Source organism: Mizugakiibacter sp. (assembly GCF_039680435.1).
Classification (GTDB): Bacteria; Pseudomonadota; Gammaproteobacteria; order Xanthomonadales; family Rhodanobacteraceae; genus Mizugakiibacter.
In genome coordinates this window covers 17,984-30,492 of sequence record NZ_JBDKSX010000066.1, presented here as the reverse complement: position 1 = coordinate 30,492, position 12,509 = coordinate 17,984, and the positions used below count along the sequence as shown (strand labels likewise).

Here is a 12,509-nt window from a genome sequence, read left to right as displayed (position 1 = left end):
GCTGCGGCGCGGGCGCCGCGGGTCGGGCCGGCGCGGGCGCGGCCGGCGCGGGCGCCGCGGCTGCGCTTTGTTGTGCCGAAGCCTGCGCGGGCGCGGGCGCGGCCGGGGTCGTCGCCGCCGCCTGCTTCTGCTGCGCCGCCTGCTGCTCGGCGAGCTGCTGGCGCTGCTGCTGCTCCTGTTCGCGGTCGGCCAGCTTGCGCTGCGCGTCCAGCTTGGAGCGCAGGATGGTCAGCGTGTAATTGTTCGGATCGGCCTTCGACAGCAGGTCGATCTCGCGCTGCGCCTCGGCGAAATTGCGCTGGTTGATCTCCTGCTCCGCGACGGACGTCGCGAACGGGAAGGTCTCGCGCAGCGCATCCTGCGCCACCGGGTTGTTCGGTTCCTTCTGCAGCACGTTCAGGTAGAACTCGAACGCGTTGTTGCCGGCCGGCGCCAGCAGGCGCTGCTCGTGCATCGCCTTGCGCGCTTCCTTCAGCAGGTCGCCGACACTGAGGTTGGCGACGCTCGGCGGCACCGCCGTACCGGCGGCCTGCTGGGCGGCCTGCGCCGGCCCCTCCGCGGCGGTCGGCGCGGCGGCCTGCCGGGGCCTGAAGTAGAAGAAGTACGCGGCCAGCAGGATCGCCAGGACGACGATCACGGCGATGATCGCCGGCGCGGCGACGCCGCGCGCGCGGCGGGAAGCGGAAGCGGAGTGGCGGGCAGTCATGGTCGGTCGCATGCGGAAGTGGGACGGATTTCCGCGCCCCCTGTGTTCCCCATGGAACCGCGGACCCCAGGTCCGCCGCAGCGCGGTGTCGCAAACTTACCGCCAACATGCGGCGCCGGCAACGCCGCGCCGCATGCCGGCCGCGCGCATCGCGGCGGCGGTGCGCCGCGCGGGCGGTTTCACGCCCCTGAAAACGGAACGCCCCGGCGGGGCCGGGGCGAAGCGGTAGCTCCTCGAAATACTCTCCCTGCGCTGGGCATACCGCAGGGAGAGAGTCGATCGACTTCGTATTGTTGTCTTGCGGGTAAAGCGTGTTGCGTACGGCTTGCTTCGCTTACTTCTTCGCCGCCTTGGTGGCGCGGCTGACCTTGGCGGCCGCCGACTTGCGCACGGTGCGCTTCTTGGCCGTCTTCTTCGCCGCAGCCTTCTTGCGCGCCGGCTTCTTCGCCGCCGAGGTCTTGCGCGCGGTGGTGGCCTTGGCCTTCACGGTCTTGCGGACCGCCTTCTTGGCAGTGGACTTCTTCGCCGCCTTCTTCGCGGCAGGTTTCTTCGCAGCTTTCTTGGTCATAGCCATGGTTCGTCTCAGCTCCTCGTCAGTTGGCAGTGGTTGCCCAGTAAAAGCGTGCAGGAACGCCTCGCACAACAGATCGCTGTTGGTGGCGTGCCGGAGATTGTTGACCTGGCGCCGGGTGCGCTCGTCGGAAAGCAGCTGGAGCACGTGGAGCGGAACCGAGACGGTGATCTTCTTCACCGCGCCCGCCTTCGCGCCGTGCTCGATATACGGTTTGATGTACCGCACTGCCGCCATGATTTTCCATAACACAAGCCGTCGGGCGCAGAAACTAGCCCTGTCCAAACGTGCTGTCAATAAATTTCGCGCGTGTAATTAGGGCCTTACGGAACCCCCGCGGGCGCGCCGGAATGCCCTGCCGCGAGCGCACGGCGACGCGCACGCGCAACGCGCGGCGGACGTATGGACGTCCATATGAATTGCTCGCTGCGGAGTGCGTGGAATCGCTGCAGGGCTTGCCGCACAAGGCCTGCAGCGATTCCGCGCGATGTCCTGCACGCCACGGGAACACGCGCGCGGCACGCAAAACAAAACCGCCGCGCACCTGCGTGCGCGGCGGTTCTGTCGCGACCGGACGGGCGCCGCGGACTCAGCCGAGCGCGTTCGCCAACGCGGTCGCAAATCGGTCGAGATCGTCCGCGGTCTTGGTCTCGGTCGCGCACACCAGCAGCGCGTCGCCGAGCTGCGGGTACTCCTCGCCGAGCGCGAAGCCGGCGACGATGCGCTGCTCGGCGAGGCGCTCGACGACGACGCTCGCCGGCAGCGGCAGCTTCAGCGCGACCTCGTGGAAGAACGGCCGCGCGAACAGCGGCGTCACGCCGGGAATCGCGCACAGGCGATCGCGCAGCGCGCGCGTGTTGCGCATGCTGGCGGCGGCGACGCGACGCACGCCCTCCGGCCCCAGCATCGCCATGTGGATGGTGGCGGCGGTGACCAGCAGGCCCTGGTTGGTGCAGATGTTGGAGGTGGCCTTGGCGCGGCGGATGTGCTGCTCGCGCGCCTGCAGGGTCAGCGCGAAGCCTTCCTTGCCGTCGAGGTCGGTGGTGCGGCCGACGATGCGCCCGGCCATCTGCCGCACGAACTCCTGCTTGCAGGCGAGGATGCCGAAGTACGGGCCGCCCGAGCTGAGCGGCACGCCCAGCGGCTGGCCGTCGCCGCAGACGATGTCGGCGCCGGTGGCGCCCCACTCGCCCGGCGCCTTCAGCACCGCCAGCGACAGCGGGTTGACCACGCCGATCGCCAGCGCGCCCTTGGCGTGCGCCCAGTCGGTCAGCGCGTCGGTGTCCTCCAGCACGCCGAAGAAGTTCGGCTGCGGGATCGCCAGTGCGGTGAACGCGCCGAAATCCTGCGCCGCCAGCCAGGCCGGATCGAGGTGGCCGCCGTGCGCGTCGACGTCGAGCTCGACCACCTCGATGCCCTGCAGGCCGACGATGGTCTTCAGCGTCTTGCGATAGGCCGGATGCACGCTCTTCGGCACCAGCACGCGGCGCGGCCCCTTCCTGGCACAGCGCTCGGCCATCAGCACGGCCTCGGCCAGCGCGGTGGCGCCGTCGTACAGCGAGGCGTTGCTGACGTCCATGCCGGTCAGCCGCGTCATCATGCTCTGGTATTCGTAGATCAGTTGCAGCGTGCCCTGGCTGGCCTCGGCCTGGTACGGCGTGTAGGCCGAGTAGAACTCGCCGCGGCCGACGATCGCCCACACCGCCGCCGGGATGTGGTGCTCGTAGGCGCCGGCGCCGGCGAAATTCAGTTCGACCTCGTCCTGCGCGGCGCGCGCCTTCATCAGGCGCGTCACCTCCATCTCGCTCATGCCGACCGGCACGTGCTGCAGCGGGCCGGCCTTCAGCTCGGCGGGGATCTCGTCGAAAAGCTGCTCGATGCCGTCGACCCCGATGGTCTTCAGCATGGCGCGCACGTCGGCCTGGGAATGGGGGATGAAGGGCATGGTGGCGGTGTCCGGATCTCAAAACGGCGCCGGCCGCGAATGCGGCCGGCGGTGCTGCACGGCGCGCTGGCCGCTCAGTGTTCTTCGCCTTCGATCAACTCGGCGTAGGCGTCGGGATCGAGCAGCTCGGCGAGGTCGTCCTTGTTCTCCATCTTGACGACGAAGATCCAGCCTTCGCCGTAGGCGTCCTCGTTGATCGTCTCCGGCTTGTCGCTCAGCGCCTCGTTGACGGCGACGACTTCGCCGCTGACAGGCGCGTAGACGTCGGAGGCGGCCTTGACCGACTCGACCACCGCGCAGGCGTTGCCGGCCTGCACGCGGTCGCCGACGCCCGGCAGTTCGACGTAGACGAGGTCGCCGAGCAGGCTCTGCGCGTGGTCGGAAATGCCCACGGTCACGGTGCCGTCGCTCTCGACGCGCGCCCACTCGTGGCTCTTCTGGAACTTCAGATCGCCGGGGATCTCGCTCGTGGCATGGGTCCTATGCTGGGCCGCGGCATTCTATATCAGCCCGCGGCGGGTCCGCGCGCGGCTCAGACGCCCTCGCAGGGCTTGCCGTCGCGCACGAAGGGATATTTCACGATGCGCACCGGCACCTCGCGGCCGCGGATGTCGACGCGCACCGCGCCCGGGTCGCCGGCCGGGACGCGCGCGAAGGCGATCGCCTTGCCCAGCGTCGGCGAGAACGTGCCGGAGAGGATCTCGCCCTCGCCGCGCGCGGTCAGCACTTTCTGGCCGTGGCGCAGCACGCCCTTCTCGTCCATCACCAGGCCGACCATCACGCGCTTCGGGCCTTCGGCCTTCTCGCGCTCCAGCACCGGGCGGCCGGTGAAGCCGCGGCCCTCGTCCAGCGCCACCGTCCAGGCGAGGCCGGCCTCGTACGGCGTCACCGTCTCGTCCATGTCCTGGCCGTACAGGTTCATGCCGGCTTCCAGGCGCAGCGTGTCGCGCGCGCCGAGGCCGGCCGGGGCGACGCCGGCGTCCTTGAGGCGGTTCCAGAACGCGATCGCCTGCGCCTCCGGCACCATGATCTCGAAGCCGTCCTCGCCGGTGTAGCCGGTGCGCGCGATGAACAGGCCGTCGCCGTCGCAGGCGACGAACTTGCCGAGCTTCTCCGCCTTGGCGCGGGCCTCGGGCGAGAGCAGGCCGAGCACCTTGGCGCGCGCGTTCGGGCCCTGCACGGCGATCATGGCAAGGTCGGCGCGCTCCTTCACGGCCACGCCGAACGGCTGCGCCTGCGCGACGATCCAGGCCAGGTCCTTGTCGCGCGTGGCGGCGTTGACGACGACGCGGAAGAAGTCCTCGGTCAGGTAGTAGACGATCAGGTCGTCGATCACCCCGCCGTCGGCGTTCAGCATGCACGAGTACAGCGCCTTGCCCGACACCTTCAGCTTGTCGACGCTGTTGGCCAGCAGCCTGCGCAGGAACGCCCGCACGTTCGCGCCGGTCAGGTCGACCACGGTCATGTGCGAGACGTCGAACATGCCGGCGTCGCGGCGCACCGCATGGTGCTCCTCGATCTGCGAACCGTAGTTGAGCGGCATGTCCCAGCCGCCGAAGTCCACCATCTTGGCGCCGAGCGCGCGGTGGGTCGCGTTGAGGACGGTGTGCTGGGTCATGGCGTGGCCGGGCGGGGGAAACGCGCATTATCGGCGGCGCACGGCCGCAATCCAAGCGCCGGCACGCATGACGGCGCGACGACGGAGCTGCTAGCCTCTGCGACATGAGCCGCGACGCCTTTCCCGGCCGCGCCGAACTCGTGGCCGACGCCGACGGCCAGGCGGTGGTCCGCATCAGCGGCGACTGGATCCTGGCGCACTTCGAGGCGATCGAAGCCTCGCTGGCGGCGCTGCGGCCGCGGCTGCCCGCGGCGCCGCGCTACGACCTGTCCCCGCTGGCGCGCCTGGACACCGCCGGCGCCGGCCTGCTGACCCTGCTGATCGGCGCCGAGCGCCTCGGCGCGCTCGTCGAGCAGTCGGCGCTGCGCCCCGAACAGCGCGCGCTGCTGGCCACGGTCGGTTGCGCGGTGCACGAACTGTTCGCGCACCCGCCGCCGGCGCCGCGCAGCACGGGCTTCGTCGACATGGTCGAGCGCGTCGGCCGCGCCACCGAGTCGCTGTGGAAGCAGGCGCGCATGCTGCTCGGCTTCGTCGGCCTGACCCTGGAGACGCTGGCGCGCAACCTGCCGCAGCCGCGGCGCTGGCGCATGACTGCGCTGGTCCACCACCTCGAGCAGACCGGACTGGACGCGGTGCCGATCGTCGCGCTGCTGTCGTTCCTGGTCGGCGCGGTGATCGCCTTCCTCGGCGCCACCGTGCTGGAGGACTTCGGTGCCACCATCTACACGGTGGACCTGGTCACCTACTCGTTCATGCGCGAGTTCGGCGTGCTGCTGGCCGCGATCCTGCTGGCCGGGCGCACCGCCAGCGCGTTCACCGCGCAGATCGGCTCGATGAAGGCGCGCGAGGAGATCGACGCGATGCGCACCATCGGCCTCGACCCGGTCGAGCTGCTGGTGCTGCCGCGCGTGCTGGCGCTGGTGCTGGCGCTGCCGATGCTGACGTTCCTGGCGACCCTCGCCGGCATCGTCGGCGGCGGGCTGGTGTGCATGGTGTCGCTGGACATCTCGCCGAGCATGTTCCTGTCGATGTTCCAGGCCGACACGCCGCTGCGCTACCTGTGGGTGGGCCTGGGCAAGGCGCCGGTGTTCGCGTTCCTGATCGGCGTGATCGGCTGCCTGGAAGGCTTCAAGGTCGCCGGCAGCGCGGAGTCGGTCGGCGAGCGCACCACCTCCAGCGTGGTGCAGGCGATCTTCGTGGTGATCCTGGTCGACGCGCTCGCCGCGCTGTTCTTCATGGAGATGGGCTGGTGAATGCGCGCGAGGCGGTGGTCGAGGTGCGCGGCCTGGTCAACCGCTTCGGCGAGCATGCCGTGCACGAGAACCTCGACCTCGACCTTTACCGCGGCGAGATCCTCGGCGTGGTTGGCGGCTCCGGCTCGGGCAAGTCGGTGCTGATGCGCTCGATCGTCGGCCTGCGCCGCCCCGACGCCGGCAGCATCCGCGTGTTCGGCGAGGATCTGCTGGCGCTGCCGCCGCAGCGGCGCTCGCGGATCGAGCGCCGGTTCGGCGTGCTGTTCCAGGACGGCGCGCTGTTCTCCTCGCTGACCGTGTCCGAGAACGTCTGCGTGCCGCTGCGCGAGCACACCGCGCTGAGCGCGCGCGACGCCGAGCGGCTCGCCGCGCTGAAGATCGAGCTCGCCGGACTGCCGGCCGAGGCGCGCGGCAAGTACCCCGCGGAGCTTTCCGGCGGCATGCGCAAGCGCGCCGCGCTGGCGCGCGCGCTGGCGCTGGACCCGGATATCCTGTTCCTCGACGAGCCCACCGCCGGGCTCGATCCGATCGGCGCCGCCGCGCTCGACCAACTGGTGCGCACGCTGCGCGACGCGCTCGGCCTGACCGTGTTCCTGATCACCCACGACCTCGACACGCTGTATGCGATCTGCGACCGCGTCGCCGTGCTCGCGCACCGGCGCGTGCTGGTCGCGGACACGCTGGACGTGGTGCAACGCTGCGACGACCCGTGGGTGCGCGACTATTTCCACGGTCCGCGCGGCCGCGCCGCGCAGGCGGCGCGCGGCGGCGAACGCCGCGCCGGACCGCGCGCGCAGCCGCCGGCCGGTTGAGCGCGAAACGAGGCCCTGTTCGGAGGCGCAACGATGGAAACCCGGGCACATCACGTACTGGTCGGCGCGTTCACCCTGCTGGTGGTGTTCGCCGCGCTGCTGTTCACGCTGTGGCTGGGCAAGACCCGCGCGGACCGCGAGTACGCCTACTACGATATCGTGTTCTCCGAGGCGGTGACCGGCCTCAGCAAGGGCGGCATGGTGCAGTACAACGGCATCAAGGTCGGCGAGGTGGCGCAGCTCAGGCTCGATCCGGCCGATCCGCGCAAGGTGCTGGCGCGCATCCAGGTCGGCGCCGGCACGCCGGTCAAGCAGGACACGCGCGCCAAGCTCGGCCTGCTCGGCCTGACCGGCGTCGCCTTCATCCAGCTCACCGGCGGCTCGCCCGGCAGCCCGCCGCTGCTGGCGACGCGCGCGCATCCGGTGCCGCAGATCGAGGCCGACAATTCGGCGCTGGCCAAGCTGCTCAGCTCCAGCGAGGACATCGTCACCACGCTCAACGACATCCTCTACCGCGTGCGCGACGTGCTGTCCGAGGACAACATCGAACGCATCGGCCGCACCCTCGACCACCTCGACCAGGCCACCGGCGCGGTCGCCGGCGAACGCGAAGACATCCGCACGCTGGTGCAGCAGCTCGCCCAGGCCAGCCGCCAACTCAACGCCGCGCTCAGCGGGGTGAACGGGCTGGCGCGCAGCAGCCAGCAGTTGCTGGACGGCGACGGCAAGGCCACGCTGGAAAGCGCGCGCGCCGCGATGGCCTCGCTGGACCGCGCCAGCGCCAACCTGGACGCGCTGCTCGGCCAGAACCGCGGCGCGCTGCAGAGCGGCGTGCAGGGGCTGAGCCAGCTCGGCCCGGCGATCGGCGAACTGCGCGACGCGCTGCAGTCGCTGCGCCGCGTCACCACCCGCCTCGAGGACAACCCGGCCGGCTTCCTGCTCGGCCGCGACCACAGCAAGGAGTTCGAGCCCAAATGAAGCGCCTGCTCCTGCCGCCCGCCCTGTTCGCGCTCGCCGCGCTGGCCGCCTGCTCGGTGCTGCCGCCGCGCGAAAGTCCGAACGTCTACCTGCTGCCGGCCGCCGCCGCCGCGCCGCAGGCCGGGGCGGCACCGCTGCCCTGGCAGCTCCGCGTCGACACCCCGCAGGCCGACCGCATGCTCGACGGCAGCCGCATCGCCGTGGTGCCGGAACCGGGCCGCATTACCGTGTACAAGGGCGCGCGCTGGAATGCGCCCGCGCCGCGGCTGCTGCGCGACCGCCTGATCGACAGCCTGCGCGCCGGCGGCCGTCTCGCCGGCGTCAGCGGCGACAGCGACGGCCTGTACACCGAGTACCGCCTCGAATCGCAGCTGCGCGCGTTTCAGTCGGAATACCGCGACGGCCGGCCGGTGGCGGTGGTGCGCCTGGATGCGATCCTGGTCGACGCCGCCCGCAACCGCGCCGTCGCCACGCGCAGTTTCGCCGCCGAGCAGGCGGCCGAGGGCACGGCCGTGCCGCAGGTCGTCGCCGCGTTCGGCCGCGCCTGCGACGCGCTCGCCGCACAGGTCGGCGCCTGGGCCATCGACGCCGGCGCGCGCGACCGGCAGACGACCGCCGCACCGCATTGAGCCGCGGCTGCACGTCGTGGCCGCGCTCGTCGCGCAGGCGTAGGGCGGAATCATCGCGCAGCGGCGCTTCCGCCGCGTAGATCGGTTCGGATGAGAAGTCCGACCCAAGCCGCCGCACGGAGGCGGATACGCGGCTGCGCCGCGGATCCGCCCTACGCGAGGAGGATGCGGCGGAAGGTGAGGTTGAGGCGCGGCCCGACCGCGGCGCGCGTCTTCGGCAGGTCGTGGCGGTACAGGCGCTGGGTGGCGCCGGCCATGCGCAGCAGGCTGCCGTGCGGCAGCTCCAGCGCGAGCGCGATCGAGGCATCGCGCCTGTGCCGCAAACGGAAGCGCCGCACCGCGCCGAGGCTGAGCGAGGCGATCACCGGCGCCGGCCCCAGCTCGCGCTCGTCGTCGCCGTGCCAGCCCATCGAATCGGCGCCGTCGCGGTAGAGGTTGGCGAGCACGCCGTTGAACGTCTCGCCGCACGCCTCGCCCACGCGCGCGCGCAGCGCCGCCAGCGCCGGCGGCCACGGCCGCGGCTCGAAGCGCACCTTCGAGTAGGTGTAGGCGGCTTCGGGATCGCCGATCCAGCACGACAGCCGCGGCGCGTCGAATTCGCGGCCGAAGATGCGCACGCGATGGCGCTCCCAGGCGATCGCGTCGACGAGTTCGGCGAACAGCGCGTCGGCCTCGGCGCGCGCCAGCCAGCCGGGCGCGAGGCGCACGTCGGCGCCGGGCAGGTCGAGCGCCTGCCAGCGCGGCAAGGCGATGTGTTCGGGCATGCGCGTCATTCGCTCATAACGCAACGCAGCCATCGGCCGCGGCCGCGACCCTGGCGCCCCGGCCTCAACCGCGACGCCGGCTCAGCGCGCGCCCACCGGAAACTCCGGCGCCGCATCCAGTGCCGACGCGCACACCTCGGCCAGTTCCAGCAGGCGCAGGTCGGAGCCGGGCGGGCCGACGAACTGCAGGCCGATCGGCAGGCCGTCCGGCAGCGTGCCCATCGGGATGCTCACCGCCGGGCAGGCGGCGAGGCTGGCGAAACCGGTCAGGTCGGCCTGGCTGGCCGGCGCCGGCGCGTCCAGCGGGAACGCGCCCTGCGGCGTGGTCGGCAACACCAGCACGTCGACCTGCGCGAACAGGCGGCGCGCCTTCAGCGTGGCCTGGTCGAGCAGGCGGTCGGCGACGACGTAGTCGGCGGCGCTCTTGCCGCGCGCGAACTCGAGCATGTGGCGGAATTCCGCCGACACCGGGCGTCCGGCGTCGGCGAGGTCGTCGGCGAAGGTGCCGAGCATCTCCGCTTCCATCAGCAGCAGGCCGGCACGGCGCGTATGCGCGAAATTCCAGTCGGCGAAATCCACCGTGCGCCGCTCGCCCAGCTCGCGTTCGAGCCTGGCCAGCGCCTCGCCGAACACCGCGGCGACGCCGGGCGCGACGCCGATCGCGGCGAGGTCCGGCAGCAGGCCGGTGCGAAGCCGACCCGGCTCCCAGTCGGGCAGCGCCAGCGCGACGCGGCGCCGGCGCGAGCGCGGATCGTCGGCGTCGTAGCCGGCCAGCACCTGCAGCAACACGGTGAGGTCGCCGACGCTGCGCGCCAGCAGGCCGACCGCATCCAGCCGCCGCGCCGCCGGCACCAGGCCGCGCGCGGAGATCTCGCCGTGGGTCGGCTTCAGCGCGCACAGGCCGCAGTAGCTGGCCGGGATGCGCACCGAGCCCAGCGTGTCCGAGCCGATCGCCGCCGCCGCCAGACCGGCAGCCACCGCCGCCGCCGAGCCGCCGGAGGAGCCGCCCGCGGTGTAGCCGTGCCGGTGCGGGTTGTGGGTGGGGCCGAAGTGCGGATTGCGCGTCACCGCGCCGAGCGCGCCTTCGTCCATGTTGGTCTTGCCGAGCAGCACCGCGCCCGCCGCGCGCAGCCGCGCGACCACGTGCGCGTCGTGCTGCGCGACGCGTTCGCGCCGCCCGGGCAGGCCGGCGGCGGTCGGCCAGCCGGCGATGTCGAGGTTGTCCTTGACGGCGACCGGGATGCCGTCGAGGCGACCGAGCACGCCGTTGCGGCGGCGCCGGTCCGCGGCTTCGGCCTGCTCGCGCACCAGCGCCGGACGCACGTCGACGAAGGCGCCGAGCTGCGGATCGAGCCGCGCGATCGCGTCGAGATAGGTCGCGCACAGCTCGCCGACCCCGACCCGTCCCAGCGCCAGCCAGTGCAGGGTCTGGATCAGGCTGGCGCCGCGCAGGGTTTGCGGGGACAGGCTCGCTTCGGGGATCGCATGCATGCAGAGGGTTCCTTGGGACCGGCGGATTATGGCGTAGCCGAATGCTAAAACGATGCTAATGCGAACATGGCGTTGCCGCTGCGCGCGCGAACCCGGACAATCGGGCCGTTTCAGCCTACGCAAGAGCGGAGCCCGCCATGAGCGAACGCGAAGTGATGGAATACGACGTCGTCACCGTCGGCGCCGGCCCGGCGGGCCTCGCCTTCGCGATCCGCCTGAAGCAGTTGAAGCCCGACGCGCGCGTGTGCGTGATCGAGAAGTCCTCGACGATCGGCGCGCACATCCTGTCCGGCGCGGTGATCGAGCCGCAGCCGCTGGACGCGCTGCTGCCCGGCTGGCGCGACAACCCGCCGCCGGTCTGCGTGCCCGCCGCCGAGGACGAGTTCTGGTGGCTGACCAAGTCCGGCGGCATGCGCCTGCCGACGCCGCCGCAGATGAAGAACCACGGCAACTTCATCGTCTCGCTGGGCGCGCTGTGCGTCTGGCTGGCGCCGCAGGCCGAAGCGCTGGGCGTCGAGATCTACCCCGGCTTCGCCGCCGCCGACATGCTGTACGACGACCACGGCGCGGTGTGCGGCGTGCGCATCGGCGACATGGGCGTGGCCAAGGACGGCTCGCACAAGCCCGGCTACACGCAGGGCATCGACATCAAGGCGCCGCTGACCGTGCTCGCCGAGGGCGCGCGCGGCCACCTGACCAAGCGGCTGGTGGCGAAATACCGCCTCGACGCGGAAAGCGACCCGCAGACCTACTCGATCGGCATCAAGGAGTTGTGGCAGGTGCCGGCCGGGCGCGTCAGGCCCGGCAAGATCGTGCACTCGGTCGGCTGGCCGGCGGACAGCCGCACCTACGGCGGCAGCTTCCTCTACCACCTCGACAAGGACCGCATCGCGCTCGGCTACGTCTCCGGGCTCGACTACACCGATCCGCTGTACCAGCCGTACGAGGCGTTCCAGCAGTGGAAGCACCACCCGCACGTGAAGCCGCTGCTGGAGGGCGGGCAGATCCTGTCGGCCGGCGCGCGCGCGATCGTCACCGGCGGCTGGCAGTCGCTGCCCAAGGTGGAGATGCCCGGTGCGCTGCTGATCGGCGACGGCGCCGGCCTGCTCAACGTGCCGAAGATCAAGGGCACGCACCAGGCGATCCGCTCCGCCATGCTGGCCGCCGAGCACATCGTCGAGAACAACACCGCGGCCGGCTGGGACGCGCGCCTGCGCGCCTCGCCGGCGATGGACGAGCTGCGCCGCGTGCGCAACGTCAAGCCCGGCTTCAAGAAGGGCGTGTACTTCGGCATGCTCAACGCCGCCTGGGAGACGATCACCGACGGCCTCTCGCCGTGGACCTGGCGCAACAAGGCCGACTACACCACGCTGTACAAGCTCGGCGAATACGAAGCGCCGAAGCGCGACTACGTCGAGCGCGACCTGCCGCCGCGCGACCGCCTGGCCGGCGTCTACTTCGCCGCCACCCAGCACGACGAGGACCAGCCGGTGCACCTGGTGATCACCGACCCCGAAGTCTGCGTGACCCGCTGCACCGAGGAATACGGCAACCCCTGCACGCGCTTCTGCCCGGCCGGCGTCTACGAGATGGTCGAGGACGAGAACGGCCGGCGCCTGCAGGTCAACGCCGCCAACTGCGTGCACTGCAAGACCTGCGACATCAAGGATCCCTACGAGGTGATCACCTGGGTGACGCCGGAAGGCGGGTCGGGGCCGAATTACCAGAACCTGTGAACGGAA

General features: G+C 71.5%; 12 protein-coding genes. 5 read left to right on the top strand and 7 right to left on the bottom strand.

The features are described from left to right. The 5 genes from ABFC67_RS07195 to gcvT all read right to left on the bottom strand — a co-directional run. A partial coding sequence (locus ABFC67_RS07195; protein ID WP_346737310.1) for an energy transducer TonB occupies window positions 1-706 on the bottom strand: 706 nt, incomplete at its 3' end. Between the two features lie 334 nt (window positions 707-1,040). Next, window positions 1,041-1,514, bottom strand: coding sequence for a met regulon transcriptional regulator MetJ (gene metJ, locus ABFC67_RS07190; RefSeq protein ID WP_346737309.1), 474 nt, complete (start codon window positions 1,512-1,514; stop codon window positions 1,041-1,043). Window positions 1,515-1,866: 352 nt separating this feature from the next. Further along, entirely contained in the window at window positions 1,867-3,222 is a 1,356-nt protein-coding gene (gene gcvPA / locus ABFC67_RS07185; RefSeq protein WP_346737308.1) for an aminomethyl-transferring glycine dehydrogenase subunit GcvPA, read from the bottom strand. 74 nt (window positions 3,223-3,296) lie between these two features. Continuing rightward, window positions 3,297-3,683, bottom strand: a complete 387-nt coding sequence (gene gcvH / locus ABFC67_RS07180) for a glycine cleavage system protein GcvH (protein ID WP_346737312.1) — start codon at window positions 3,681-3,683, stop codon at window positions 3,297-3,299. A 71-nt stretch (window positions 3,684-3,754) separates the two neighbouring features. Beyond that, the gene (gene gcvT, locus ABFC67_RS07175) at window positions 3,755-4,840 is read right to left on the bottom strand and encodes a glycine cleavage system aminomethyltransferase GcvT (RefSeq protein ID WP_346737307.1); all 1,086 of its coding nucleotides are present in this window, start codon (window positions 4,838-4,840) and stop codon (window positions 3,755-3,757) included. A gap of 104 nt (window positions 4,841-4,944) precedes the next feature. On the opposite strand from gcvT, the gene ABFC67_RS07170 reads away from it, so the two are divergent. Genes ABFC67_RS07170 through ABFC67_RS07155 form a run of 4 tightly spaced genes read left to right on the top strand, consistent with a single transcriptional unit; the run spans window position 4,945 to window position 8,512 of the window. Continuing rightward, window positions 4,945-6,093, top strand: coding sequence for an ABC transporter permease (locus ABFC67_RS07170; protein WP_346737306.1), 1,149 nt, complete (start codon window positions 4,945-4,947; stop codon window positions 6,091-6,093). Next, window positions 6,090-6,905, top strand: a complete 816-nt coding sequence (locus ABFC67_RS07165) for an ATP-binding cassette domain-containing protein (protein ID WP_346737305.1) — start codon at window positions 6,090-6,092, stop codon at window positions 6,903-6,905. The genes ABFC67_RS07170 and ABFC67_RS07165 overlap by 4 nt, the downstream gene beginning before the upstream one ends. Window positions 6,906-6,938: 33 nt before the next feature. Continuing rightward, window positions 6,939-7,883 (top strand): MlaD family protein, encoded by a 945-nt coding sequence (locus ABFC67_RS07160; protein ID WP_346737304.1) that lies wholly within the window; start codon window positions 6,939-6,941, stop codon window positions 7,881-7,883. Next, window positions 7,880-8,512: an ABC-type transport auxiliary lipoprotein family protein gene (locus ABFC67_RS07155; protein ID WP_346737303.1), complete on the top strand. Its 633-nt coding sequence runs from the start codon at window positions 7,880-7,882 to the stop codon at window positions 8,510-8,512. The genes ABFC67_RS07160 and ABFC67_RS07155 overlap by 4 nt, the downstream gene beginning before the upstream one ends. 152 nt (window positions 8,513-8,664) lie before the next feature. Here the strand turns inward: ABFC67_RS07155 and ABFC67_RS07150 are convergent, their stop codons facing one another. Together ABFC67_RS07150 and ABFC67_RS07145 are read right to left on the bottom strand one after the other, a co-directional pair. Further along, entirely contained in the window at window positions 8,665-9,276 is a 612-nt protein-coding gene (locus tag ABFC67_RS07150; protein ID WP_346737302.1) for an alpha-ketoglutarate-dependent dioxygenase AlkB, read from the bottom strand. Between the two features lie 81 nt (window positions 9,277-9,357). Then, complete coding sequence (locus ABFC67_RS07145) at window positions 9,358-10,767, bottom strand: amidase (protein WP_346737301.1); 1,410 nt, start codon at window positions 10,765-10,767, stop codon at window positions 9,358-9,360. Window positions 10,768-10,904: 137 nt separating this feature from the next. Here ABFC67_RS07145 and ABFC67_RS07140 point away from each other — a divergent pair, with 137 nt between their 5' ends. Then, window positions 10,905-12,503, top strand: a complete 1,599-nt coding sequence (locus ABFC67_RS07140; RefSeq protein WP_346737300.1) for an electron transfer flavoprotein-ubiquinone oxidoreductase — start codon at window positions 10,905-10,907, stop codon at window positions 12,501-12,503. Window positions 12,504-12,509: the final 6 nt, after the last annotated feature.